General features: G+C 73.4%; 22 protein-coding genes. 9 read left to right on the plus strand and 13 right to left on the minus strand.

The genetic code is table 11. From position 1 onward, the window contains the following. Window positions 1-172 precede the first annotated feature (172 nt). From ACWD11_RS28155 to ACWD11_RS28170, 4 genes are all read left to right on the plus strand, one after another. A complete protein-coding gene (locus ACWD11_RS28155; protein ID WP_451286330.1) occupies window positions 173-2,524 on the plus strand; it encodes an SWIM zinc finger family protein in 2,352 nt (783 codons plus the stop codon). Between the two features lie 121 nt (window positions 2,525-2,645). Continuing rightward, window positions 2,646-3,959, plus strand: a complete 1,314-nt coding sequence (gene pcaDC / locus ACWD11_RS28160) for a bifunctional 3-oxoadipate enol-lactonase/4-carboxymuconolactone decarboxylase PcaDC (protein ID WP_451286332.1) — start codon at window positions 2,646-2,648, stop codon at window positions 3,957-3,959. Window positions 3,960-3,993: 34 nt separating this feature from the next. Beyond that, a complete protein-coding gene (locus ACWD11_RS28165) occupies window positions 3,994-4,629 on the plus strand; it encodes an MBL fold metallo-hydrolase (protein WP_389420571.1) in 636 nt (211 codons plus the stop codon). Window positions 4,630-4,659: 30 nt separating this feature from the next. Beyond that, window positions 4,660-5,439, plus strand: a complete 780-nt coding sequence (locus ACWD11_RS28170; protein WP_389420572.1) for an exodeoxyribonuclease III — start codon at window positions 4,660-4,662, stop codon at window positions 5,437-5,439. Window positions 5,440-5,443: 4 nt separating this feature from the next. Here the strand turns inward: ACWD11_RS28170 and ACWD11_RS28175 are convergent, their stop codons facing one another. Together ACWD11_RS28175 and fdxA are read right to left on the minus strand one after the other, a co-directional pair. Beyond that, on the minus strand, window positions 5,444-7,219 hold the full coding sequence (locus ACWD11_RS28175) for an SGNH/GDSL hydrolase family protein (RefSeq protein WP_389420573.1): 1,776 nt from the start codon (window positions 7,217-7,219) through the stop codon (window positions 5,444-5,446). Window positions 7,220-7,341: 122 nt separating this feature from the next. Then, complete coding sequence (gene fdxA, locus ACWD11_RS28180) at window positions 7,342-7,665, minus strand: ferredoxin (protein ID WP_389420574.1); 324 nt, start codon at window positions 7,663-7,665, stop codon at window positions 7,342-7,344. A 197-nt stretch (window positions 7,666-7,862) separates the two neighbouring features. Here fdxA and ACWD11_RS28185 point away from each other — a divergent pair, with 197 nt between their 5' ends. The 4 genes from ACWD11_RS28185 to ACWD11_RS28200 all read left to right on the plus strand — a co-directional run bounded on the left by ACWD11_RS28185 (window position 7,863) and on the right by ACWD11_RS28200 (window position 10,656). Then, window positions 7,863-8,804, plus strand: coding sequence for a DMT family protein (locus ACWD11_RS28185; protein ID WP_389420575.1), 942 nt, complete (start codon window positions 7,863-7,865; stop codon window positions 8,802-8,804). Window positions 8,805-9,025: 221 nt separating this feature from the next. Next, a complete protein-coding gene (locus tag ACWD11_RS28190) occupies window positions 9,026-9,163 on the plus strand; it encodes a hypothetical protein (RefSeq protein WP_389420576.1) in 138 nt (45 codons plus the stop codon). Next, window positions 9,160-10,479: a glutamate-5-semialdehyde dehydrogenase gene (locus tag ACWD11_RS28195; protein WP_389420577.1), complete on the plus strand. Its 1,320-nt coding sequence runs from the start codon at window positions 9,160-9,162 to the stop codon at window positions 10,477-10,479. The genes ACWD11_RS28190 and ACWD11_RS28195 overlap by 4 nt, the downstream gene beginning before the upstream one ends. 15 nt (window positions 10,480-10,494) lie before the next feature. After that, complete coding sequence (locus ACWD11_RS28200) at window positions 10,495-10,656, plus strand: hypothetical protein (RefSeq protein ID WP_389420578.1); 162 nt, start codon at window positions 10,495-10,497, stop codon at window positions 10,654-10,656. 114 nt (window positions 10,657-10,770) lie between these two features. Here the strand turns inward: ACWD11_RS28200 and proB are convergent, their stop codons facing one another. From proB to ACWD11_RS28215, 3 genes are read right to left on the minus strand one after another with little or no spacing between them, the layout of a single operon-like run. Beyond that, entirely contained in the window at window positions 10,771-11,988 is a 1,218-nt protein-coding gene (proB, locus tag ACWD11_RS28205; RefSeq protein WP_451286336.1) for a glutamate 5-kinase, read from the minus strand. Then, entirely contained in the window at window positions 11,985-12,995 is a 1,011-nt protein-coding gene (locus tag ACWD11_RS28210) for an alpha/beta fold hydrolase (RefSeq protein ID WP_451286338.1), read from the minus strand. Before ACWD11_RS28210 ends, proB begins: the two co-directional genes overlap by 4 nt. Then, window positions 12,992-14,203, minus strand: a complete 1,212-nt coding sequence (locus tag ACWD11_RS28215) for a WhiB family transcriptional regulator (RefSeq protein ID WP_451286340.1) — start codon at window positions 14,201-14,203, stop codon at window positions 12,992-12,994. Before ACWD11_RS28215 ends, ACWD11_RS28210 begins: the two co-directional genes overlap by 4 nt. Before the next feature lie 418 nt (window positions 14,204-14,621). Between ACWD11_RS28215 and ACWD11_RS28220 the strand changes: the two genes are divergently transcribed. Next, the gene (locus tag ACWD11_RS28220; RefSeq protein ID WP_389420582.1) at window positions 14,622-15,683 is read left to right on the plus strand and encodes a type III polyketide synthase; all 1,062 of its coding nucleotides are present in this window, start codon (window positions 14,622-14,624) and stop codon (window positions 15,681-15,683) included. Between the two features lie 119 nt (window positions 15,684-15,802). On the opposite strand, the gene ACWD11_RS28225 is transcribed toward ACWD11_RS28220, so the two are convergent. From ACWD11_RS28225 to ACWD11_RS28260, 8 genes are all read right to left on the minus strand, one after another. Next, window positions 15,803-16,495: a TetR/AcrR family transcriptional regulator gene (locus tag ACWD11_RS28225; protein WP_389420583.1), complete on the minus strand. Its 693-nt coding sequence runs from the start codon at window positions 16,493-16,495 to the stop codon at window positions 15,803-15,805. Window positions 16,496-16,644: 149 nt separating this feature from the next. Continuing rightward, window positions 16,645-17,214, minus strand: a complete 570-nt coding sequence (locus ACWD11_RS28230; protein WP_389420584.1) for a TetR/AcrR family transcriptional regulator — start codon at window positions 17,212-17,214, stop codon at window positions 16,645-16,647. Window positions 17,215-17,327: 113 nt separating this feature from the next. Next, window positions 17,328-18,956 carry an FAD-dependent oxidoreductase gene (locus ACWD11_RS28235; RefSeq protein WP_451286343.1) on the minus strand — a complete coding sequence of 543 codons (1,629 nt, stop codon included), beginning with the start codon at window positions 18,954-18,956 and terminating at the stop codon, window positions 17,328-17,330. Next, a complete protein-coding gene (locus ACWD11_RS28240; RefSeq protein ID WP_389420586.1) occupies window positions 18,940-20,211 on the minus strand; it encodes an MFS transporter in 1,272 nt (423 codons plus the stop codon). The genes ACWD11_RS28235 and ACWD11_RS28240 overlap by 17 nt, the downstream gene beginning before the upstream one ends. A 23-nt stretch (window positions 20,212-20,234) precedes the next feature. Continuing rightward, window positions 20,235-20,681, minus strand: coding sequence for an SAM-dependent methyltransferase (locus tag ACWD11_RS28245; protein WP_389420603.1), 447 nt, complete (start codon window positions 20,679-20,681; stop codon window positions 20,235-20,237). A gap of 400 nt (window positions 20,682-21,081) precedes the next feature. Then, on the minus strand, window positions 21,082-21,879 hold the full coding sequence (locus ACWD11_RS28250) for a class I SAM-dependent methyltransferase (RefSeq protein WP_389420587.1): 798 nt from the start codon (window positions 21,877-21,879) through the stop codon (window positions 21,082-21,084). A 39-nt stretch (window positions 21,880-21,918) separates the two neighbouring features. Continuing rightward, window positions 21,919-22,635, minus strand: a complete 717-nt coding sequence (locus tag ACWD11_RS28255) for an alpha/beta hydrolase (protein WP_451286345.1) — start codon at window positions 22,633-22,635, stop codon at window positions 21,919-21,921. Between the two features lie 4 nt (window positions 22,636-22,639). Beyond that, on the minus strand, window positions 22,640-24,109 hold the full coding sequence (locus ACWD11_RS28260; protein ID WP_389420589.1) for a coproporphyrinogen-III oxidase family protein: 1,470 nt from the start codon (window positions 24,107-24,109) through the stop codon (window positions 22,640-22,642). Window positions 24,110-24,228 lie beyond the last annotated feature (119 nt).

Consider the following 24,228-nt stretch of genomic DNA (forward strand, 5'->3'; position numbering starts at 1 on the left):
GAAACGTTCTGTGGCCGGGCTGTCGGGGGAGGGCGGTCGGGTGCGGAGGGCTGCGCGGGAGGGGGAGCGGCAGGGGAGGGACGGGGGTGTTCTCGGCGCGGGTGCGGGGGAGGGCGGGGGCCCTGAGGGCGAGGAACGTCCTGGGACCGAGCTGTCGGAGGAGAGCGGCCGGGTGCTGCGCCCCGAGCCGCGGGGCATGGGCGGGAGTGCCGGGGAACTGTCCGAGGCGGCTCGGCGGGCGTTGCGGATGGCGCGGGAACGGGAGGGCAAGGGCGAGCGGTCCGGCGGTTCGGATCCCGCCACGACGGGGGCGGACACGCGTGAGGCCCGCCCCGGCGACGTGGCACGTGCCGCGCTGCGGCGCGCCGGTGCCGGGGACGGCCCGGACCCGGCGGGTGACACCGGGGCGGGCACGCCCGGGACCGCCTCCGCCGACCCGCCGACGGTGCGCCCCGCGGATGTCGCGCGGGAAGCGCTGCGTGCCGCGCGCCGGGCCGAGCCGAAGCCGGCGACCCCGGTCCCGGGACGCGCGCGTCACCCCCGCCCCGCGCGGAGCGACGCACCGGCGGCCCGCGCCCGCGCCCTGCGGGAACTGCTCTCCGGCGCCTTCCGACTGCCCGCCGATGCGGAGTCCCCGGAGGAGAAGCCGACCGAGACGGGCACTAACGGGCGCGATTCCCGGACCCGGACCACCGACGCACACGACGCCGACCCGATGCCTCCCCACCCGCAGGCCCGCAGCCAGGGAAGCGCCGGTACCCACGGCACCGACCGGCTGCACGCCGACGCCCGTGGTACCGACCGGACGGCTCCCGATCCCCATGCCGATGCCGACAGCGCCGACCGGACGGCTCCCGCCTCTGACCCTGATGCCCGTGGCGCCGACCCCACGGCCCTCGCCCCCTATGCCGACTATGCCGACGCGCGTGGCGCCGGTCGGGCCCACCCCGATGCCCGTGACGCCGACCCGACGGCTTTCGCCCCGCATGCTGTCGCCGACCCGACGGCTTTCGCCCCGCATGCTGACGCCGACCCGCATGGCGCCGACCGGCCGCATGCCCATGCCCGTGACGCCGACCCGACGGCCCCCGACCCCCACGCCGCCAACCCTCCGCGCCCCCACGCCACCCCCCATGCCGCCAACCTCCCGCGCCCCCACCCGGCAACCCATGCCGCCAACCCCCCGCACCCTCACCCCGCCTCTCCTCCCCCCGGTGTCCGCGCGGCTCCCCCCGGCGTCCGCGCCGCCGTGCCCCGCACCATGGCCGCTCCCTCCCGGGACGGGGATCACCGGCGTACCTTCCCCGCCCTTCCCGCCGGAGGCACCGGTGGGACCGGGTTCGCCGAGACGTGGTGGGGCAATGCCTGGGTGGCGGCGTTGGAAGAGGGGGCGCTCGACCCCAAGCGGCTGGCGCGCGGGCGGGGTTACGCCGAGCAGGGGCACGTGGACGCCATCACCGTCACCCCCGGCCTGGTCCTCGCGTACGTGAAGGGGAGCCGCCCCCGGCCGTACCGCGTGCAGGTGCGGTTGCGGACGCTCGACGACGCCGACTGGGAGCGGTTCCTGGACGTCGCCGCCGAGCGGCCCGGGCATATCGCCGCGCTGCTCGACAAGGAGATGCCGCACTCCCTCGCCGAGTGCGGTGTGCCGCTGCTGCCCGGCCCGGGAGACCTGGAGCCCCAGTGCAGCTGCCCGGACTACGGCCACCCCTGCAAACACGCGGCCGCCCTCTGCTACCAGACGGCACGGCTGCTCGACGCCGACCCCTTCGTCCTGCTCCTGCTGCGCGGCCGCGGTGAGCGCGAGCTCCTGGACGCCCTGTCCCGTCTTAGCGCCGCACGGTCGGCCCGTGTCGCGCAGGACCAGGGACCGGCGCCGCTGCCGGGCGTACGGGCGAGCGAAGCTCTCGCGCCCCGCGAACTCCCGCCGCTCCCGCCGCCGCTGCCGGTCCCGCCGCACCCCGAGCAGCCCCCCGTCTATCCGGCGGCGCCGGGCGGCCCGGACCCGTTCGCGCTGGACCAGCTGGCCACCGACGCCGCCGCCCGCGCACACGCCCTGCTCGGCACCGGCCACGACCCGCTCGCGGAACTGACGCTGTGGCAGGACGCCGTACGACTCGCCGCGGCCCGCCCCGGAGCGGGCCTCACCGCCGGCACCCGCGCCCTGTACGCCTCGCTCGCCTCCGCCGCCGACCGCACGCCCGCCGACCTGGCCCGGGCGGTCGCCGCGTGGCGCCAGGGCGGCGAGCAGGGGCTCGCCGTACTGGAGGAGGCATGGGACCCGCCGGCCGGCCGCTTCGACCGGGCACGCCCTCTGCTCCTGGCCGCCGACCTCCCGGCGTTCCGCCCCTGGCGCAACCGCCTCACCCACCCCCGCGGCCATGTCCAGCTCCGCCTCGGCCGCGACGGCCTGTGGTACGCGTACGAATCGGAACCGGGCCACGACGACTGGTGGCCGCGCGGCACCCCGGACCTGGACCCCGTCGGCGCGCTGACCGGCCTGGGCGGTCCGGCCGGGTCATGACGGCGGACCGGGCGCGCCCGGTGAAGAGCGTGTGAGGGTTCGTCGCCGAAGTCCGGGAGCCGGATGGGGGGAGTGGGGGACCGGGGGCGGGGCACCGAGGCGCGGACGCTAGCGTGGAGCGGTGAGTGAGACGAAGACCCCTGCCCTCCAGTACCGCTTCGACGGCCCGCAAGACGCCCCGGTCCTCATCCTCGGCCCGTCGCTCGGCACCACCTGGCACATGTGGGACCGTCAGGTCCCCGAGCTGACGAAGCAGTGGCGGGTCTTCCGGTTCGACCTGCCGGGACACGGCGGCGCCCCGGCGTACCCGGCCGGTTCGGTCGCCGAGCTCGCCACGCGGCTGCTCGTCACGCTGGACGGTCTCGGCGTGCCGCGCTTCGGCTACGCGGGCTGCGCGTTCGGCGGCGCCATCGGAGTGGAGCTGGCGCTGCGCAACCCCGAGCGGCTGGCCTCGCTCGCCCTGATCGCCGCCTCGCCCCGCTTCGGCACCGCCGACGAGTTCCGGCAGCGCGGGGTGATCGTCCGGACGAACGGCCTCGACCCCATCGCCCGCAGTTCGCCCGAGCGCTGGTTCACCCACGGCTTCGCCGGCGCCCAGCCCGCCATCACCGACTGGGCCGTACAGATGGTGCGCACCACCGACCCCGGCTGCTACATCGCCGCCTGCGAGGCGCTCGCCTCCTTCGACGTGCGCACCGAGCTGACCAGCATCGGCGTGCCCACCCTGGTCCTGGTCGGCTCCGAGGACCAGGTCACCGGCCCCGCCGAGGCCCGCACCCTGGTCGCCGGCATCCCGGACGCGCGGCTCGCCGTGGTCCCCGGCGCCTCCCACCTCGTACCGGTGGAGCAGCCGGCGGCCGTCACCGATCTGCTGGTCAGACACTTCTCCACCGCCTGGCAGCCCGCCTACGAGCCGTCCCCCGGCCAGGTCGCCATCCCGGCGGCGCCCGTGCAGCCGGTCCTCGCCGCTGCGGCGCCGGTCGCGCCCCCGCAGCCCGCGCCCATCGCCGAGATCGCCCCCGCCGCCGTCCCCGCCCCGGTGGAGGGCGGCCGGCCGGATCCGTACGACGCCGGCCTGAAGGTGCGCCGCGAGGTGCTCGGCGACGCACATGTGGACCGGGCGCTGGCGCAGGCCGACGAGTTCTCGGGCGACTTCCAGGAGTTCGTCACCCGCTACGCCTGGGGCGAGATCTGGGACCGCCCCGGCCTCGACCGGCGTGCGCGCAGCTGCGTCACCCTCACCGCTCTGGTCGCGGGCGGCCACCTGGACGAGCTCGCCTTCCACGTGCGGGCCGCGCTGCGCAACGGCCTCACGCCCGCCGAGATCAAGGAAGTGCTGCTCCAGGCCGCGGTCTACTGCGGTGTACCGGCGGCGAACAGCGCGTTCAAGGTGGCGCAGCAGGTGATACGCGAGGAGACCACCCCCACCGAGTGAGCCCGCGCTGTGGCGCGGCGGGCAGGATGGTGCCATGAGGTTCACGAAGAAGACGCACGCCTGCGTCCGCCTGGAGAAGGACGGGCGGGTGCTCGTCCTCGACCCCGGAGGCTTCAGCGAGGAGGACGCCGCCGTCGGCGCGGACGCGATCCTCGTCACGCACGAGCACCCCGACCACTTCAGCGAAGAGCGGCTGCGCACCGCGATGGAGGCCAACCCGGCCGCCGAGATCTGGACCCTGCGGTCGGTCGCGGAGAAGATCTCGGCCGCCTTCCCGGGCCGGGTGCACACCGTCGGCCACGGCGACACCTTCACCGCGGCGGGCTTCGACGTCCAGGTCCACGGCGAACTGCACGCGGTCATCCACCCGGACATCCCGCGGATCACCAACGTCGGCTATCTCGTCGACGGCGGCCGCGTCTTCCACCCCGGCGACGCCCTCACCGTCCCCGACCACCCGGTCGAGACGCTGATGCTGCCGGTCATGGCCCCCTGGAGCAAGATCTCGGAGGTCATCGAGTACGTCCGCGAGGTGAAACCGCGGCGCGCCTACGACATCCACGACGCCCTGCTCACCGACCTCGCCCGGCCGATCTACGACAACCAGATCGGCGCCCTCGGTGGCGCCGAGCACCTGCGGCTCGCGCCCGGCCAGAGCGCGGCTCTCTGATTGTCAGTGCCGCCGGGTAGGTTGTGGGACATGCGTATCGCGACCTGGAACGTGAACTCGATCACCGCCCGCCTGCCGAGGCTCCTGGCCTGGCTGGAGAGCAGTGGCACCGATGTGCTCTGCCTCCAGGAGGCCAAGGTCGCCGAGGCCGCCTTCCCGGCCGAGCAGCTGCGCGAGCTGGGTTACGAGGCGGCGGTCCACGCGACCGGCCGGTGGAACGGCGTGGCGGTGCTCTCCCGCATAGGGATCGAGGACGTCGTCAAGGGCCTGCCCGGCGATCCCGGCTACGACGGCTCGGCCGAGCCCCGCGCCATCTCCGCGACCTGCGGCCCGGTCCGCGTCTGGTCGGTGTACGTGCCCAACGGCCGCGAGGTGGACCACCCGCACTACGCCTACAAGCTCCAGTGGTTCGAGGCCCTGAAGGCGGCCGTCGCGGGCGACGCGGCCGGCAGCCGCCCGTTCGCGGTGCTGGGCGACTACAACGTGGCGCCGACGGACGACGACGTCTTCGACGTGGCGGCCTTCGAGGGCCTGACCCATGTCACCCCCGCCGAGCGGGCGGCCCTGGCGTCCCTGCGCGAGGCGGGCCTGTCGGACGTGGTCCCGCGGCCCCTCAAGTACGACCACCCCTTCACGTACTGGGACTACCGCCAGCTCGCCTTCCCCAAGAACCGCGGCATGCGCATCGACCTCGTCTACGGCAACGAACCGTTCGCGTCGGCGGTCAAGGACGCGTACGTGGACCGCGAGGAGCGCAAGGGCAAGGGCGCCTCCGACCACGCGCCGGTAGTGGTCGACCTGGACGTGTAGCCCCTCACGGCACGGGCACCAGCGCCCGCAGATCCACCGACGCGGCCAGCGCCGCGAGCCCCGCGTCACCCGGGTGCAGATGGTCCCCGCTGTCGTACTCCGGCAGGAGGCGCGACGGGCGCGCCGGATCCCGCAGGGCCGCGTCGAAGTCCAGGACGCCGTCGAAGACCCCCGTGGCCCGGATCCACGCGTTCACCTCGGCCCGCTCCGCGTCGACCGCGGCCGTGCACTTGGCCGCGCCCTCGCACGGTACGATCGTGGCCGCCAGCATCCGCAGCCCGCGCTCGCGTCCCCGGTCCGCGAGCAGGCGCAGGCCCTCGATCACCTGCTCCGAGGTCGCGCCCGCGAGCACGTCGTTGACGCCCTCGAAGACCACCGCGGTCCGTACCGACGGCTGGGCGAGGACATCACGGTCGAAGCGGTGGGGCGCGTTCACCCCGGCGGTCTCCGTGGAGACGCCGTCCCCGGGGTAGCGGTCGGTGAGCACACGGTTGCCGGAGATCCCCTGGTTGAGCACGCCATAGTGCGGCACCTCGTCCTGGCCGAGCAGCCGGGTGGCCAGCACATTGGGCCAGCGCCGGTTCGCGTCGAGGGTGGAATGCGACCCGTCCGTGATCGAGTCGCCGAGCACCACCACCGAACCCGGCCCGCCGCCCACGTCCACCCCGGCGAGCAGCGGCCAGCTGGTCAGGGTCGAGGTGTAGGCCGTGGCGGTACCGTCGGCCGCGTGGTCGCCCGGCTCGCTGAGGTACGACCGCTGCACCGCGAGCCGGTGCACCGGCGCCGCCGCCACCGTGCCGGGCAGATGGAAGCTGACCAGGAGGTTCGTGTCCGCGGGCACCGTGAAGCCCAGCGGGTCGCTGAACACCTGGGCGCCCGCCGGGATCTCGCTGCCCGCCGCGCCGCCGAAGGACAGCGGCACCGGCGCTCCCTGCGGCGTGGCGCCGGACGCCTGGACGGCCACCGTGGCGCTGCCGATCCGTACCGGCGCCGCCGCGAAGGTGTTGTCGAAGCGGACGCGCACCCGCGGCCCGCCCGCCGAGGTGTGCACGACCAGCCGCAGCGTCCGGTCGGTCCAGGGACCCACGGCCGGGTAGCCGCCGGTGGCCGCGGACCAGGTGCCGGTCCACCCGAGGGTGTCGGTGCGCACCGACACCGCGAACACATGGAGTCCGGCCGCGTGCGGCAGCCGTACCGACGTCACCTCGCGGTCGGCCGCGAGCGGCACGGTGACGACGTACAGCCGGGCCTTCTCGGTGAGCCGGCCGGCCGGTGTGTTGATGTGCGGGAGGGCCAGCGCCTTGGTGGCGAGCGGGCCGGTGCGCCAGTCGGGGGCGGTGAGCCGGTACGGGGTGCTGGTGCCGTCCGCGTACGCGACGGTGCCGGTGCCGGTCACGTCCGTGCCGGTGGTGCCGGCGACCAGGAAGGCGAGGGCGTCGCCGCGGCCGGGGAGGCGGATGTCCTGTCCGGCGGCGAGGACGTTGTCGGGCTCGCCCGGGGTGCGGTCCGGCCAGGTGAGACGGGCGCCCTGCACGGTGAACGCGCGGCCCGGGTGCCAGCCCGCGGCGGCCAGGTCCGTGGCCGACAGGGAGGCGCCCGAGCCGTCGAAGTCCGCCTCGCCGGGGCGGGCGTCGTCGCTGACCGCGGTGTTGTCGAAGAGCTGCTCCAAGGGCAGCGGCTCGGCCGCAGCCGTCGCCCCGTGGGCGGTCACCGATGTCACGGGCAGCAGCCCCGCGATCAGCGCGCACACGACCCCCGCGCCCCGAAGACTCAGCCGCACGTCCCGCCCCTCTCCTCCGTGACGCCCTTTGCTGACGTGATGTCAGGCGGGCACGAAGCTATGGACGTGGCGGGCGCAGGTCAACGAGGGTCGTGTGCACGGCGGCCGAACTCACCCGTTCGTCACGGCTTCGCGGTCACGGGCAGCCCCGCGACCACCGGGTGGTCGGACTCGACGGGGCCGAGGTTGGCGGCGCCGCCCGGGGAGCCGAGGTCGGCGAAGAACTCCGTGTCGGCCCGGCGGAAGTCGGTCCACTCGCCGGGGACGTCGTCCTCGAAGAAGATCGCCTCGACCGGGCAGACGGGCTCGCAGGCGCCGCAGTCGACGCATTCGTCCGGGTTGATGTACATCTTCCGCTGGCCTTCGTAGATGCAGTCGACGGGGCACTCGTCGACGCAGGCCTTGTCCTTGAGGTCGACGCAGGGCTGGGCGATGACGTACGTCATGAGCGACTCTCCGTGATCCAGATGGCGTTGCCGGGCTCGTGCGTGCGGTGAGGGTAGGAGGCGCGGCAGGAATGCGCGTGGATGTCGGATGGAGTCCGTCTCGAACCGGTTGCGCGGGTTAATTCAGCACCCGTAGACTTCAACGGAGGGTGAAATATTACGACTCCGTGCCCGGCGCGGTGAAAGGACGTACCACCGTGTTCTCGGTTCTGGTGCTCGGTGCGACTTCCGCGCTGGCGTACGCGGCCGCGGCGGTCGCGCAGCGGATGGCCGCCCTGCGGGCCGCCGGGTCGCGGGGGGTCGGACTGCGGCGGTCCGGGGCGTGGTGGGTGGCGGTGCTGCTCAACGCGTTGGGGGCCGTGCTGCACACGGCCGCGTTACGGTACGGCTCGCTCGTCGCCGTGCAGATGCTCGGGGTGCTGACGCTGGTCGCGGCGCCCCTGCTGTCGTCGGGAGTGCTGCGGCAGCGGATGACGTCCGCGCAGTGGGCGGGGACGGCGTTGACGGTGGCCGGCGTGGTGGGACTGCTGGCGCTCGTCCCGTCCGCCGGGGAGAGCCGCACGCTGGACACGGGTGAACTGGTCGGGGTCGGGCTGCTGACCGCGGTCGCGATGGGAGTGCCGGTGGTCGCGGCGGCGGCCGCCCGGAGCGTGACGGTCGCGAGTCTGTCGTACGCGGCCGCGGCGGGGGTCGCCTTCGCGGCGGCGAGCGCGCTGGCGCAGACCGCGGTGCTCCGGGTGACCGGGGCCGGCTCGGGGACCATCACGTCGACGGTGCTGGTCGCGGGCGGGGTGCTGTTCCTCGCGCCGGCCGGGCTGCTGTTGTGCCAGCTCGCCTACCGGGGCGGACTGGCGGCTCCGCTGGCCACGGTGACGCTGGTGAACCCGGTGTTCGCCGTGGTGCTCGGGGTGGCGGTGCTGGGGGACCGGTACGCGACGGGGCTGATGACGGTGGCCGCCGGCCTGGTCGCGGCGGCCGCGGCGGGACGGGGCGTGTTTATGCTGGCCCGCGCGGAAACCCACGGCGCACCGGAGGGGTCCCGCCCGCAAGTCGCCGCGCCCGGCGGCCACTTCTGGGGGATACGGCTGCGCAGGTCGACCACGGTGGCGGTGGGGGCGACGCCGGAGCCGCGGCGGTGACGTCGCCGGGCTTCGGCCGGGCGGTGGGTTCCTTCCGTGTTCCCGTCTGCCGCCGCGTGGAGCCCCGCTCAAGGTTCAGTCCAGTCGCTCTCGTGGAGCCGAAGTGCCGGTCTTGTCGGGGTTCATGGCTCGTGCAAGTCTCGTGGGGGGTGAGTTCACCAGTTGTTGAGTTCCTCTTGTGGGTGGGACACGGCAGCGCCCCTATATCGCAGGGAGTTCCTATGAGCAGCACTGGCACCGGTCTCACCGTCCATCCGGAGGAGGCCGAGGCGTTGGCGTGGGTGATGCTGGCCGAGTTGTCGGGGACCGTGCCCGCGCCGCCGCCCGTGGAGCAGGTGGAGGACGGCGGTGAGGGATGACCGCCGATGCGGCCGTCGGCGTCCGGGACGTGGCGCCGCAGGTCAGGACGGAGGACGTGCGCGATGCCGCCCTCGCCTCCCGCGCCGCCGCCCGGCTGCTTGCCGGTACCTCCGGTGACGTACGGAACGCCGCGCTGCTCGCCATCGCGCGGCGGCTGACCGTCGACCCCGCCGACATCCTCGCCGCGAACCAGCGCGACCTGGCCGCCGCCCGGGACGCCGGACTCGGCGCCGCCGTACTGGACCGGCTGACCCTCACCCGCGAGCAGCTCCACACGCTCGCCGGCACCGTGCGCTTCCTCGCCGCCCAGCCCGACCCGGTCGGCGCCGGCGTGGACGGGACCGTCCGGCCCAACGGCCTGGAGGTACGGCGGATCAGAGTCCCCCTCGGTGTCATCGGGATGATCTACGAGGGCCGCCCGAACGTCACCGTCGACGCCGCCGCCCTCTGCCTCAAGAGCGCCAACTCCGTTCTGCTCCGCGGCTCCTCGACCGCCCGGCACACCAACGCCGCCCTCGTCGCCGCCATGCGCAAGGCCCTCGCGGACACCGGCGCGCCCGTCGACGCGGTGCAGACGGTGCCCGGCACCACGCATGCCGCCGTACGCGAACTGATGTCCCTGCGCGGCCTGGTGGACGTCCTCGTCCCGCGCGGCGGCGCCGAGCTCATCCGCACCACCGTGCGCGAGTCCGCCGTACCCGTGATCGAGACCGGCGTCGGCAACTGCCACGTCTACGTCGACGAGCACGCCGACCTCGACAAGGCGCTGGCGATCCTGCTCGACGCCAAGACGCAGCGGACGTCCGTCTGCAACGCCGCCGAGTCCCTCCTCGTCCACGAGGCCGTGGCGCCCGCCTTCCTGCCCCGCGCCCTGTCCGCGCTGGCCGAACGCGGCGTGGTGGTGCACGGGGACGCGCGGGTACGGGCCCGGCACGCGGCCGTCGTACCCGCCACCGACGAGGACTGGGGCCGCGAGTATCTCGACCTGGAGATCTCCGCCGCCGTCGTCGGTTCGCTGGACGAGGCCGTCGAGCACATCCGGCGCTACGGCACCGGTCACACGGAGGCCATCGTCACCGACTCGCACACCGCCGCCCGCCGGTTCGTCGGCGCGCTGGACACCGCGGTCGTCGCCGTCAACGCCTCCACCCGCTTCGCCGACGGCGGTGAGCTCGGCCTGGGCACCGAACTCGGCGTCTCCACCCAGAAGTTGCACGCGCGCGGCCCGATGGGTCTGACCGCGCTGACGACCACCAAGTACGTCCTGGTGGGCGATGGGCACATCAAGGGCGGAACCGCCGCCCCGCTGCCCTAGACGGGAGGTCCGTTCATGCAGATACGCATCATCACGAAGACGAAGCCGGCGGGCCGGCTCGTGTACCGGGACGAGGCACGGCGGGTCCGCCGCCGCTCCGAGGTGCCGCCCCCGCTGGGGCTGGCCGGAGTGGAGGACGATCCCGCCGAGTTCCACATCGTCCGCAGCATCGACTGAGCGGAGCGGAGCGGGAAGGCGGAGCGGCCTCGGCAAGTCGGGCCCGTCGTGGGCCTCGTACGACAGGGCGGCGCCCGTCGGGGAAACCGACGGGCGCCGCCCTGCTGCCGGTCGTCAGCCGAGCCCGGGTCCGCCCGCGTCCCGTGCCGCGAACTCGCGGGCCGGCAGCACCCGTACGCTCACCTGCCGGCGCAGTTGTGACGGGAGCCCGCCGCGGGCCGCGGCCGGGAGCAGGACCAGGTCGTCCTGGTGGACCACCTCCCGGCCCGAACGGCCGCGCAGCAGCGACAGCTCCTGGAAGGCGAGCGAGGCCAGGCCGCGGGCGACCACACGGCCCTCCTCGTCGAGGAGTTCCACCGGATCACCCGCGACGAACTGGCCCGCCACCCGGGTCACCCCGGTCGCGGGCAGCGCCCCGCGGCCCTGCACCAGGGCCTGCACCGCGTCCGCCGTCAGCTGGACGCTGCCGCGCGGGCTGCTGGCGTGCTCCAGCCACAGCAGATGGTCGGAGCTGCGGTCGCCGGTGCGGTGGAAGAGGGTGCCCGTCTCCCGGCCCGCCAGCGCGTCGGCCGCGTGCCGGGCGGCGGTGAGGACCACCGGGACACCGGCCCCGGTCGCGATCCGGGCCGCCTCCACCTTGGTCTTCATCCCGCCGGTGCCCACCCCCGAATTGCCGGCGCCGCCCAACTCGACGTCCGCCAGATCCTGTTGGCCGTGGACGTCCTTCAGGCGCTGCGCCCCGGGCCGCCGCGGGTCGCCGTCGTACAGGCCGTCGATGTCGGACAGCAGCACCAGCAGGTCGGCGCGGACGAGGTGGGAGACGAGGGCGGCGAGCCGGTCGTTGTCGCCGAAGCGGATCTCCGAAGTCGCCACCGTGTCGTTCTCGTTGACGATCGGCACCGCGCCCATGGACAGCACCTTGGTCAGGGCGCGGTAGGCGTTGCGGTACTGGGCGCGGCGGCCGATGTCGTCGGCGGTCAGCAGGACTTGGCCGACCCGCAGGCCGTAGCGGGCGAAGGAGGCCGTGTAGCGGGCCACCAGCAGGCCCTGGCCCACGCAGGCGGCCGCCTGCTGCCCGGCCAGGTCCTGCGGGCGCTCGGCCAGGCCCAGCGGGGCGAGCCCGGCGGCGATGGCGCCGGAGGAGACGAGCACGATCTCGGTGCCCGTGGCGCGGGTGCGGGCGAGGACGTCGACGAGGGCGTCCACGCGGTCCGAGTCCAGGCCGCCGACCGCGGTGGTCAGCGAGGACGAACCCACCTTCACCACGATCCGCCTGGCCTTGAGGACATCGGGGCGCAGGGCCTCGGTATCGGGGGTCGGGGGCTTGCTCATTGTTCCGCTCCCGTTTCGAGGGCGAGTTCCCGAGGCTCACTCGGGGCCGGCTCGCGTCGGTCTCGTAGGTCGCGCAAGAGCGCGTGCACGGTCTCCACGACCAGCACCGGACGCTCGTACGGCAGGTCATGGCCCTGCTTCGGCACGGTGTGCAGGCTCGCCCCCGGGATGTCGTCGGCCAGGCGCAGGGCCTGGGCGGGTGGTGTGTAGCTGTCCAGGGCGCCGACGAGGATCCGGGTCGGCACCCGGCCGAGCGCGCCGAGGCGGCCCGCGCAGGCGTGTGTGGTGAGCGCGGCGAAGAACTCGGCCACGATCAGCGGCGGGATGGTACGCAGCGCGTGCGCGCCGGCCCGTGCGGTGTCGGTGCCCGGGCCGCGCCCGAACAGGGCGTGCCAGATCGGGGCGGTCGAGGGGTGGGACAGCGGTCCGGTGAGCAACCGGTGCACGGCCATGGCCCAGCCCGGCGAACGCAACATGCCGTCGGAGACGAGCCGTTCGGCGTGCGCCCTGCGCTGCGCGCCCCGGTCCTGCGGTACGAAGGGGACCGCCCCGACGTCCTCCACGCAGGTCGAGAACAGCGCGACGCCGCTGACCCACGGCCCGAACAGATCGGGCCTGGCCGCGGCGAGCTGCTGTACCGCCATGCCGCCCATGGAGTGGCCGACGAGCAGGACCGGCCCGTCCTCGGGTGCGGTCGCCCGGCGCAGGACGAGGTCCAGGTCCCGGCCGAGCAGCGCCATGTCCAGCGGCGCCTGCCCCCGCGTGGACCTGCCGTGCCCGCGCTGGTCGTAACTGACCGCCCGCAGCGCGGGAAAGCCGGGCCGGGGCCGCGTCAACGCGTCGATGTGCGGCCGCCAGTCGATGGCCGACATGGTCCACCCGTGCGACAGTACGACGGTGGCCTCGGCCTCCGGCGAGCCGTGCGCGTAGACCACGATCTCCGCGCCGTCTTCCGTGATGACGGTCCCCGCGAGCCGCCGGTCCTGCCCCATCCGTACGGGACTCATGACGCACCCCGCTCACCGGCAGGGGCCCCCGGAACGGGCCGGATGGTGATGGTGATCCGAGGACTGCCGGGGGCGACGAAGGTGCGCGCGGACCTGCTGGTGAGCGTGACCCGAGGGCCGGTGGGCAGACGGCGCGCCTTGGGCATGAGGGGCATGCGGGTCCGGTCGGCGATCATCGACCGCGAATCCCGCCGCTCTGCGGCCGCCGACTCCGCCGAGGACCCGACACCGGCCGACTGACGGGCGGCCTCCGCCGAGGACCCGGCACCGGCCGACCGACGGGCGGGCTCCACGGAGGACCCGGCACCACCGGCCGACCGAGGAGAGGACTGCGCCCCGTCGCCCGCGGGCGCAACTCCGGGTCCGGCACCGGCGCCCGGCGCTCGGGATCCCGGCGGCACGGGGGTACGCCGGCCACCTGGCCCGTCCGCCGCAGCCGGGGAGACTCCCCACCCGCCACCGACGCCCGGCGCCCGCCGTCCACCCCCCGCCAGCGGCACCCCCCGTCGGTCCGCAGGTACCGGCCCCGCCGGATGGCCTCCGCCGGAGGGGAGTTGGGGTTGCTGGGGGCCGGGCGGCCGGGCCCGTGAGCCGTACCGGGGGAGTGGGAGGCCGCCCAGCGATGCCACGCCGCCGCGTATGGCGGGGCGTTCGACGCCGGTCACCTCCCCTGTGTCGGCGCCGGACCGGCGCACCCGTTTCCTGGGCGCCCGCGGGTTCGGCATGCCGCTCACCGGGCCGCGGGTGCACGACGACGCCAACTCGGCCAGTTGCCAGGCCTGTTGGACCTGCCCGAAGCTGATGCCGAGGGCGCCGGCGATCCGGCGCGGGGTCCAGCCGTGCCGGCGCAGGTACCACACGTACGCCGGCCGCTCCCGGGGCGTCGCGCTCAACCTGCGCCCGCCACCCGCGAGATACGCGGCCAGCTCCGCGGCCGTCGACTCCAGCGTGCCGGCGATACGCAGCAGCTCACGCCGTTCACGCGCGTTGAAGCCGCCCCAGATCCCGGCGCCCTCGTCGTGGACCAGGGCCTCGCGCAGACACTCCCGGGCCACCGGGCAGCGCCCGCACAGGCGTTTGGCCATGGCCTCCCGGTCCACGCCGCCGGAGGCGCCGGGGAGGGGGAAGAAGGTCTCGGGGTCGGTATCGCGGCAGGCGGCGCGTTCGGTCCAGGGGTCGGGGTCCGCGTAGTGCGGTGGTGCGTGCATGGCGGTCGGCCCTTTCTCGGTGTGATCCCGGTGGCCGGTGCTTTGGGCTGTCCTCTCGGATTGAATTCCATACGCGTTGAATTTCGCTCTAGCTGTAGTCAACTACCGCCTCGTACCTTCTAGTTGCGAGGTCGACCCAGGGGAGTGTCCGACAGGGGAAGCCCTCGAAAGCAACGTTCCTGCATCGCCGTGTGCCGTCGAGCGCGCGCTGTTTGTCATGCGCGCTCGACGATCTGCGCCCTTGAGGCGCCCGCGAAGGACAGCACCGTCAGACACCGGGGGGAGTGTTCGGCATGCGCGATTTTCCAGACGAGAGTCAACCGGCGGCGACTGCGACGCCGTTCGGGCGCCCGATCACCGGGCCGGACGTGGTGAGTGCCTCCTTCTTCCGCTGGCTTCCCACCGCTTTGGAGACGTCGTGCCCGTCATCACCGCACCTGTTGTCGCTCTGCCCCGCTACCAGGTGACCACCGACGAACTCATAGAACGGGTGTCCGAGTTGTACCCGGACCACCCGAGACTGCGTCTCGTCCGGCAGATCATCCGCCGCTCCTCGGTCCGCACGCGCTGGTACACACGCCCGCTGGAAGAGCAGTTCCGCGCCGACCGTCCGGTCTTGGAGTGCCACCGCGAGCATCTGCGGGAGTCACTGGATCTCGCGGAACGCGCAGGACGCGCGGCACTGCGGGAGGCCGGGCTGAAGCCGGAGGACGTCACCGCTCTGGTCGTCTCCAGCGCCACGGGGCACAGCATGCCGGGACTCGACGTCCTGCTGATGGAGCGGCTCGGCCTGTCCCCATCGGTCCGGCGTATACCCGTGACCCAGATGGGCTGTGTCGGAGGAGTGTTCGCGGTCTCCACGGCCGCTGAGCTGGTGAAGGCCCGCCCGGACGCCATCGTGCTGGTGGTGTGCGCGGACGCCTTGAGTCACCACTTGCACCCCGGCGACACCGGCATGGACGGGATGATCTTCAAGGCCATCATCGGTGACGCGGGCGGAGCCTGTGTGGTCCGGGAGCGGGCGACGGGCCCGCACATGGAGGTCGTGGGTTCCTGGGAGTTCCTGGACGTCGGCGGCAAGGACGTCGTCGGTAGTCGTATGGAGGACGACGGCGTACACGGCTTCAACTCCCCGCGCCTGACGCAGGTGGTCGGCGGTGTTCTGCCGGAGCTCAGGGAATGGCTGAAGGCGACCGCGCCCGCCGGCACAGACGGCACCCCGGAGTTCCTCGTCTCGCACACCGGAAGCCCTCGGATCCTGGACTGTCTCTCCGACGGTCTCGGCTGCCCTCCGGAGATGTTCGGACTGGCCCACGACTCACTGCGCGAACTGGGCAACCTGGGATCTGTGTCCGTGCTGGAGGTCTTGGAGCGGACCTTCGCCAAGCGGCCGGAGCCGGGGGCGCGCGGCCTCATGGTCGGGGTGGGTCCCGGTGTGTGCCTGATGGCGCTGAGGACCGTCTGGCGCAACAGCGTCTGAACGGACGTCGCCACAGCGGTCCCGCAGCCATCGCTGTATCACCACGCAGTTGACACGGGCGGGCGGCCCTGCGTCAGGACCGCCCGCCTCCGCTGTACGGCGTGGCGCCCCGGCGGGGATCAGTCCGACTCGCCCTCGTTGTACCGACGGGGCTGCAGCTCTGGGGAGAGCCGCTGCTCCAGCGCCGGCACTACCCAGGCCAGGAACTCGGCATACTCCATGCTGGCCAGAGGCTGGATCTGCAGGACGTAGCGCATGATGGCGAGCCCGGCGAGATGGCTGGCGGCCAGCGACGCACGAGTCTCGGCGTCGGGCAGGTCCCGGTAACCGGAGGCGTTCGCCCAGGACTTGGAGCTCGCCTCGACACGGGCCCGGAGCACGTCCGAGGTGGCACTGTCGGCCATGCCCGCCCGGTAGATGGCGGTCATGGCGTAGCGCGTCTTCTCGTTCTCCCAGAAGGAGAAGTAAGTCTGCGCGACCCAGGCCGCCTGGGTGGTGGCGGTGTCGCCCATCGGCGTCTCCTCGAAGGCCATCGAGACGCTGAAGGAGGAATTGATCGCGGCGTCGAACACCCCCTCCTTGTTCACGAAGAAGTGATGCACCAGCGCCGGGTCCACCTGGGCGGCCTCGGCGATCGCCCGGATCGTCGTCCGGGCGTAACCCCGGTCGGCGAAGAGATGGAGGGCCGCTTCCAGGATCTGGTCGCGGGTTCCGCTGTCCCCTGGGCGACGCCCGCTGCGGGCACGCCTCGGACGGCTGCGCCGAGCGGACGGAACGTCGGTCGAGTCGGTCTTCCCGGATCCTCCCGACATCGAAGCGGAACCGTCTGTGCGCCTGGGTTTCATGACATCACTGCACTTCGGACGAGGTCTGTCGGAACAATTAATTCACTGTACAGTGAAAATATCTTATCAGGTGGGTCACCCCGAGGCCATGACCATACGGAGTCTTGGGCTCTTCCTTACTCGGCCGCCAGCACCGTCCGCAGCGACGGCGTCACCAGCTCCGCCAGCGCCGCCACCGGCAGGTCCGCGATCGGCCGCAGCCGCAGGACGTACCGGGTGAACGCCACCCCCAGCAGCTGCGCCGCGAGTATCCCGCTGCACGCCGCCGCGCGCTCCGCCCCGAGGGCGCCGCGCAGGCTGCTGGTGAACTGTTCGTGCAGCATCTGCCGCAGATGCTCCGCCGCCCGCTCGTTGGTCGCCGCGCAGCGCAGCAGCAGCCGCATCGAGCCCTCGGCCAGGTCGTCCTCCCACGGCGCGAGGAAGTGGGTGACCAGCGCCTGCGGGAGCAGCTCCGGGGGCGTGCCCGTGAGGTCCGGCAGGTGCAGGTCCACGTCGAGGGCGGCGTCGAAGAGCTGTTCCTTGCTGCCGTAGTAGCGCATGACCATGGAGGGGTCGATGCGCGCCGTGGCCGCGATGGCCCGGATCGTCGACCGCTGGTACCCGTCGGCCGCGAAGTGCATCCGCGCCGCCCGCAGTATGGCCTCGCGGGTCCGCTGGGAACGCCCCGAGATCAGCTGCTGTGCCATGGCGACGAACCTTTCTGCTTCCGATCCGTGCTGGTGCCCGCGCGGCGGCACCGGGCCGCCGCGCGGGAGTGCGGCCGGCGGTATCACTCAGGGCCGGCCGCGGTGGTGCCTCGTCAGGTGCGGTCGGCGGAGGCGGGCGCCGTGTCGGTGGCTCCGGACTGCTCCCGCCGGGCCGGCCGGGCGAGGGCCGCCGCCCCGGCGGTGCCGGCGGGCTGCCGCGCCGGGGTGGGCCCCTCGGTGCCGCACCAGCGGTGCAGGGCCTGCCGTACGCGCGCTTCCCGGCCCGTCGGCGACGATGTGCTGTCCACCCAGGCAGCGTAGCCGTCGGGGCGGACCAACACCGCGCTGATACCGGCGAGTTGCGGAACCGGACCGTCCACCCGGACCGGGCAGACCCGCGAGCCCCAGGCGTCCGCGACCGCCGCGGCCCCGCCGTCCCCGCCCAGGTCGAGCAGGAGGAAGCGGCCGTCGCGCATCAGCTCGTACAGCCGTACCGGCGCGCCCTCCGCCTGCGGCACCGCGAGGTCCGGCACCCGCTGGCCGGGGCGCAGTTGGGCACCGCCGAGCGCGGCCGGCCGGCCCCGGCCGGCGTAACCGGCGCGCAGTCCGGACAGCGCCTCGCCGGCGAACTTCTGGATCCGGCGCTGCCCGAGGAGCCGGCTCAGCACCACCCGGCGCAGACCCGTCACCACCGGCGAGGGGTGGGTGGCCATCCGGGTGGCGTGATCGGTGGCCTTGAGGATCTTCTGCGCCTGCGGCCGGCGCTCGCTCTGGTAGGTGTCCAGCAGTCCGGCCGGCGCCCAGCCCTGGAGCGTGGCGGCCAGCTTCCAGCCGAGGTTGACGGCGTCCTGGATGCCGAGGTTCAGGCCCTGCCCGCCGAGCGGGGAGTGCAGATGCGCCGCGTCGCCCGCGAGCAGCACCCGGCCGGTGCGGTACTGGTCCGCGAGCCGCTGGTGGATCTTGAACCGGGCCATCCAGCGCGGCTCGTGCGGCTTGGGGTCAAAGCCGAGGACCTCCGTCAGCCGCTCGGACAGCTCCTCCAGCGTCACCTCGTCCCGCGTCCACGGGTGGTCCCGGTGGCCCACCGCGATCCGGTGGAAACCGTCCCCGAAGGGGATGGACACCATCATCGCGCCGCCGCCGCAGAGGATCGCGACGTCGTTCGGCGGCGGCGTCTCGAGCCGTACGTCCGCGAGAATCGGCGCGATGTCGTACGTACGGCCGCGGAAGGCGATGCCGGACAGCTCGCGCACCGCGCTGTGCGCCCCGTCGCAGCCGACGACGTAGTCCGCGGTCTCCTCCCATTCGCCGGACTCGGTGCGCACCTGCAGCCGGACGCCCGTCGCGTCCTGCTCCAGGCCGAACACCTCGGCCCCGCGCTGCACGATGACCCCGAGATCGATCGCGCGCTGCTGCAGCGCCTCCTCGGTGCGGCTCTGCGGGACGACGTACAGCGCCGGGAAGGGGCTGTCGCTCGCGGTGAAGTCGATCACCGCGCCCTGCGCGGGCAGCATCCGGCCGACCGGCCGGCCCACCGCGGTGAGCGCGTCGGCGTGGCCGCGCAGGTCGAGCACCTCCAGGGTCCTGCTGTACAGGGCCATGGCACGGGATTGCGCGGACGCCTCCGTACGGCGCTCCAGGACGGTGCAGGAGACTCCGGCGGCGGCCAGCTCGCAGGCCAGTGCCAATCCGGTGGGTCCCGCTCCGACGATGATGACGGACTGCTCAGGGGTGGGTGCCATGGGTCTCTCCTTGGACATCGGTCAGCGATACGGCCGGTGCGGGCTGCGCACCGGAAGCGGTGGACGGCCGGCCGGCCCGCGCCGCCCAGGCACCGCAGCCGAGGGCCAAGGCGCCGAGCAGCAGCCAGCCGACGGCCCCGCGCTGCACCACGAGGAACGTGACGACGAGCGGACCGTAGGTGTTGCGGGCGGCGTTGCCCAGGCTGAAGAAAGCCAGATACACCTGACGGCGGTCCTCGGGCGCGAGGTCGTAGGAGATGGCCCAGGCGCCCGCCTGCTGGTGCATCTCCGCGAACGCCTGGAAGGCCACCGCCGCGAGCAGCACCGTCACCGCCCAGGCCGTGGGCAGCTCGCCGGTCGCGGCCAGCGCGCAGCAGCCGACGGCGAGCAGCAGACCGCTCAGCCGCAGTGCCCGGCCGCCGTCCGCGGCGCTCTCGATGCCGCGGGTCGCCCGTACCTGGAAGAGGACGACGACGACCGTGTTGAGCACCAGCGTCCAGGCGATCACGGACCGGGGCAGCTCGTCATGGGCCAGCACCCACAGCGGGATGCCGATGGTCAGCACCGTCACATGCAGGCTCACCACGGAGTTGAGGACGGTCAGGCCGGTGAACCGCCGGTCCCGGAAGACCGCCAGGCGCCGCCGCCACGGCAGCGGCCGGCCGCCGCCGCCCTGCCCGGCCGGCAGCCGGGCCACCAGCGCGGCGGCCAGCACGAACGACAGCGCGTTGCCGTGCACGACGGCCAGGTACACCCCGTCGCTGTCCCACAGCAGCGCCCCGGCGGCCGCCAGCCCGCCGAGCGAGAGCCCCAGGTTCTGCAGCGAGCGGGCCATGCCCATCGCCCGCACCCGCTGCCCGGACTCCACCGCCGCCCCGAACATCCCCTGCACCAGCGGCGAGGCGGCCCGGTCGGCCACCGCCAGCAGGGACACCACGAGCAGGAAGGGCACGAAACCGGAGGCGAACGGGTAGCACGCCAGCAGCGCCGCCCGGGTCAGATGGGCGGCGATCAGCATGGTGCGCGGACCGGCCCGGTCCGCCAGGATCCCGGTGGGCACCAGCAGCGCGAACGACACCGCGCCGGCGACCGCCAGACCGAGCCCCACCTCACTGCTGCCCAGGTCCAGGTAGCGGGTGAGGAAGACGACGGAGACCGCCATGTAGAGGCCGCTGCCGAGGGCGTCCACGAACACCGCGGCCAGCAGCGCCCGGGCGGTGCGCGGCAGCCGCTCCCGCTCGGCGGACTTCTTCATGTCGGCTCCGATCGGCGGACGTTCTAGTAGTAGTCGCGCATCAGATCGTCGACCCACGCGGGCTGTACGACGTCCTCGCGCGGCCCGAACTGGGTCAGATACGGCTTGATGTCGAGCACGGGCGTGCCGTCCACGGCGTCGAGGCCGCGCACATGGACGTCGAGCCCGTCGACCTTCAGCAGCCGGCAGCGCGAGACCCCGATGCGGTTGGGGCGGTTCTTCGCACGCTGGGCGAAGATCCCGGCCCGCGGCCACTCGGGGTTGCCCCGCGGATGCCGCGCCCCGGTGTGCACCTTCTCCGGGGCCACCCGGTGGAAGTGGAAGACCACCTCCAGATGGGAGAAGGCGTCCAGGCCGAGCAGCGCCTCGGGACCGAACCGCTGCCCGTCCAGCCGGATCACCGAGGTGACGTCGCCCCAGTAGTCGTCGGAGAGGTCACTGCGGTCGCTGTGGACGCGCCCGATCGGCACCAGGTCGGTGACGGCGCCCGGCCGCGGCTCCTCCAGATGCGCGAACCACACCTCGTCCCGGACCAGCAACTCGCCCGCGACGGCCCGCTGGACGGTCAGGAAGATCCCTTCCGCCGGGACGTTCAGCAGCTCGGCGAGCCGCTGCTGGATCAGCCGGAGCAGCGCGCCCACCTGGTCCTTGGTGTAGCTCTCCTTGCACACCACGAACCCGACCGGGGCCGGGGGAGTGTCCGGGACGCGCCACTCGGGCCGGTGATAGGTGCCCGGTTCAAGACGCTGCCACCACACCCAGCAGTGACCGGCGGGCAGGCCCAGCAACTCCGTGACGGCCTGCGACAGTTGCTCCAGGGCCGTGGCACCCGGGCTCGCGTCGGGGGAGAACAGCCTGATGATCGGCATGTCAGCGCCCCCCGCCCAGCGGCTTGACGCCGATGACCATGCAGGTGCGCACGGGGATGTAGAACTCCTCGCCGTCCTGCCGGATGCCGAGCGCCTCCCGGTGTTCCGCCGGGGCCTCGGCCAGCCGCCTGCGGATCGCGGCCTCGGCCTCGGCGCCGGAGGAGGCGATCTCGCACCAGCGCTTCACCGGCACCCCGGTGCGGCTCTCCGCCTGACGGCCGCGGGCGACCGGCACGTTGAGCCCGGCGCCCTGGAGGAAGCCGACCCATTCGTCGAGGGTGTAGCTGCGCTGGTGGGTGGGGTCGTGCAGGATCTCCAACTCGTGGTTGAGCGCGTCGATCACGGGGTCCTCGTGGCCCTCCAGATCGATCACCGCCAGCCGCCCGCCCGGCCGCAGCAGCCGGGTCATCTCCCCGACCGCCTTCGGCATGTCCTGGAAGTGGTGCGGGGCGAGCCGGGACACCACCAGGTCGAACGAGGCGTCCGGGAAGGGCAGTTCCTCGGCGGCGGCCTGCGCCGTCTCCACCGTCACCTGCCGCTCGGCGGCCAGCTTGCGGAACGACTCCAGCATCGACGGCGCCGGGTCGACGCCGACCAGCCGGGCCGGGTACTCATCGGCGAAGGACAGGGCGAGGTGGCCCGCACCGCAGGCCACGTCGCAGATCGCGCTGCCGGTCTGCGGCCCGAGTGTCTCGTGCAGCGCCTCCATCGTGGGGCTCGACCGGTGCACCTCGCTGGTGGCGAAGTTGTCGGCGATCTTGTCGAACCGCCGGCTGGAGACCGTCTCACTCGCGGGCATCTCGTTCCCTTTCCTGTCGTGCTGTGAGCTGACGTGACGTCATGAGGTGATGCCCACCAGGGAGGTGAGCGCCGGCAGCGGGTCCCGGGCCGGGCCCGGACCGCACGGGTGCAGGGTGTGACCGAGTCCGTCCAGGACGTGGACCCGGACCGCGGGTGAGTGGGTGCCGATCAGATGACGGGCGGACCAGTCGGCGTACAGGGCCGGCTCGAACACCGCGGGCGGCAGCGTGTCGTCCGACTCGTCGGCGAGATAGCCGACCAGGTCGAAACTGCCGTAGACCAGCTCGATCAGGGGGACGCGGGAGGTCAGGAAGGCGTCCGTCTCCACCACCGTGCCGATCAGGACGACCCGGTCGGCGCGGGACGGTGAGCCGGACTCCAGCAGCCTGAGCAGCGCCTGGCCGCCGAGCGAGAAGCCCACCAGGGACAGCGGGCCGGTCATCAGGTGCCGGTAGCCGTCCAGCAGCCGCCTCAGGCGCCCGGCACGGATGCGCTCGTCGGCCGCCGAGGCGGGGATGTTGCGGTCGCGGGCGGGCATGTCGCACTGCAACACCTGGGCGCCGGAGGCGACCAGACGGACCGTCAGCCGCTCCAGCAGCTCGTCGTCGCGTCCCTCGCCGTCGAGGTGCGAGACGCTGCCGGGGCCGGCGAGCAGCACCGTCGCGTTCGGCGGTCCGGCCGGGAACGACCGCCGGGCACGGTAGGCCGTCCCGTCCGGATCGCGGCGCCACTGCAGGTGGCGGTGGACACGCACGGTCTCACCTCCGGCAGACTGCTTCGGCGAAGGAGCCGATGCGCTGGTGGAAGTAGACACTGATGATCTCCTCGTGCAGGGCCTCGCCGTCCAGCGTGGGCACGACGCTCTCCGCGGCCCCCGGCACCGGCTCCACGAGCCCGCGCTGAAGGAGCTCGGTGAACACCCCGGCGAACGGCTCGTCGTGGAACAGCTCGATGCCGAACCGGCGCCGGAAACGCGCCGCGTCGATGGGCTGGTTCGCCTTGAACGCGAACCCGAGGACCATCCCGATCGACTCCGCGCCGGCCAGCCTGCGCCCGAACGCCAGCGGCAGGCCGGGGCCGTTCTGCAGATGCCGGGCGTAGCCGCTGATGTCCGCGATGTTGTGGGTCTGGACGACCGTGTCGTCGTCGCCGGTGAGCCAGCCGTAGGCGCCGGGGCCGTAGGCGATCATCGAGTCGTGGCGCTGCCACTTGTTGCGCGAGACCCGCGGGATGTTGCCGTCCGGGTAGATGCCGGGCCGGTTCCACCAGCCGCACGGGCTCGGGTGGTAGCCGCCGTCGAGCAGCAGCTCCACGATGGCCTCGCGCATCTCGTACGTCTCGTCGAGGCCGGGGAAGGCATGCTCCTCGCGCAGCCGGTCGCGGACGCTCTCCACGTTCCACAGCGCCCGGTTGCCGATCCCCATCTTCGCCCGGTCCGCGTTGCGCAGCCGGTAGATGGTGATGGTCGGGGCATCGAGGTCGATCAGCGTGCGGATGTCGTGGGCGACCTTCTCGGGCGTCTGATGGGGCAGCCCGAACATCATGTCGACGTTGAACGGCCGCCCGGTCGCCCGGAGTTTCTCGATCGCGCGCAGCGACATCTCCGCGTCGTGGCCCCGCCCGGCGAAGGCGTTGACCTCGCTCTGCAGCGACTGCACGCCCACGCTGAACCGGTTGAAGCCGATCGCGCAGGCCTCGGCCAGCTCGTCGTGCAGGAAGTTGTCGGGGTTGCCCTCGAGCGAGATCTCACAGTCGTCGGTCAGCGCGTAGTCGGCCCGCATGTGCTCGACCAGCCGCGCCAACTGCTCGGTGCCCAGCAGGGAGGCGGTGCCGCCACCCAGGTAGACCGACTCGATCCGGGCCCCGGAGAGCCAGGGCGCGTGCGCCAGCCGCCGCTCGGACTCCTCCAGCAGCAGGTCGGTCCAGAGCCGGGAGGCGTGTTCGCCCTCCGCGCCGCCGGGCATCTTGCGCTTGACGTAGTTGCAGAAGTGGCAGATGTACGCACACAGCGGTACATGGAAGTACAGGTGCGCGGGCCGGCCGGCGCCCGGATGGGCGCGCAGGGCGTCGGCGACTTCGTCGGGGTCGAGCCGGTCGCCGTAGTTGGCCGTCACGTTGATGTTGTAGTCGTCCTGGCCGATCCTGAGGGCCGGGTTCTCCTGGAGCAGCCGCGCGAGTCCTGTGCCGGGGCGCACGGCGGTGGTGCCGGCTGAAGCAGTTGTGCTCATCGCGACCTCGTCTCCTGTCCGGGCTGGGCCCACAGGGCCTGGGCCCCGCTCGTCGGTCACGCCGCGCATGACGTTCGCGCGGCCCTTCCCGGCCCGTCCCTCACGGGCCGGGAAGGCCG

This window comes from Streptomyces sp. NPDC002776, assembly GCF_053592195.1.

What these genes read in the sequence shown, in the direction of transcription:
- ACWD11_RS28225 (WP_389420583.1), bottom strand. Translation starts at nt 16,495, where the DNA reads ATGTCGGGAGGATCCGGGAAGACCGACTCGACCGACGTTCCGTCCGCT.
- ACWD11_RS28235 (WP_451286343.1), bottom strand. Translation starts at nt 18,956, where the DNA reads ATGGCACCCACCCCTGAGCAGTCCGTCATCATCGTCGGAGCGGGACCC.
- ACWD11_RS28210 (WP_451286338.1), bottom strand. Translation starts at nt 12,995, where the DNA reads ATGAGTCCCGTACGGATGGGGCAGGACCGGCGGCTCGCGGGGACCGTC.
- proB (WP_451286336.1), bottom strand. Translation starts at nt 11,988, where the DNA reads ATGAGCAAGCCCCCGACCCCCGATACCGAGGCCCTGCGCCCCGATGTC.
- ACWD11_RS28170 (WP_389420572.1), top strand. Translation starts at nt 4,660, where the DNA reads ATGCGTATCGCGACCTGGAACGTGAACTCGATCACCGCCCGCCTGCCG.
- fdxA (WP_389420574.1), bottom strand. Translation starts at nt 7,665, where the DNA reads ATGACGTACGTCATCGCCCAGCCCTGCGTCGACCTCAAGGACAAGGCC.
- ACWD11_RS28250 (WP_389420587.1), bottom strand. Translation starts at nt 21,879, where the DNA reads ATGCCCGCGAGTGAGACGGTCTCCAGCCGGCGGTTCGACAAGATCGCC.
- ACWD11_RS28190 (WP_389420576.1), top strand. Translation starts at nt 9,026, where the DNA reads ATGAGCAGCACTGGCACCGGTCTCACCGTCCATCCGGAGGAGGCCGAG.
- ACWD11_RS28240 (WP_389420586.1), bottom strand. Translation starts at nt 20,211, where the DNA reads ATGAAGAAGTCCGCCGAGCGGGAGCGGCTGCCGCGCACCGCCCGGGCG.
- ACWD11_RS28260 (WP_389420589.1), bottom strand. Translation starts at nt 24,109, where the DNA reads ATGAGCACAACTGCTTCAGCCGGCACCACCGCCGTGCGCCCCGGCACA.
- ACWD11_RS28215 (WP_451286340.1), bottom strand. Translation starts at nt 14,203, where the DNA reads ATGCACGCACCACCGCACTACGCGGACCCCGACCCCTGGACCGAACGC.
- ACWD11_RS28195 (WP_389420577.1), top strand. Translation starts at nt 9,160, where the DNA reads ATGACCGCCGATGCGGCCGTCGGCGTCCGGGACGTGGCGCCGCAGGTC.
- ACWD11_RS28230 (WP_389420584.1), bottom strand. Translation starts at nt 17,214, where the DNA reads ATGGCACAGCAGCTGATCTCGGGGCGTTCCCAGCGGACCCGCGAGGCC.
- ACWD11_RS28165 (WP_389420571.1), top strand. Translation starts at nt 3,994, where the DNA reads ATGAGGTTCACGAAGAAGACGCACGCCTGCGTCCGCCTGGAGAAGGAC.
- ACWD11_RS28200 (WP_389420578.1), top strand. Translation starts at nt 10,495, where the DNA reads ATGCAGATACGCATCATCACGAAGACGAAGCCGGCGGGCCGGCTCGTG.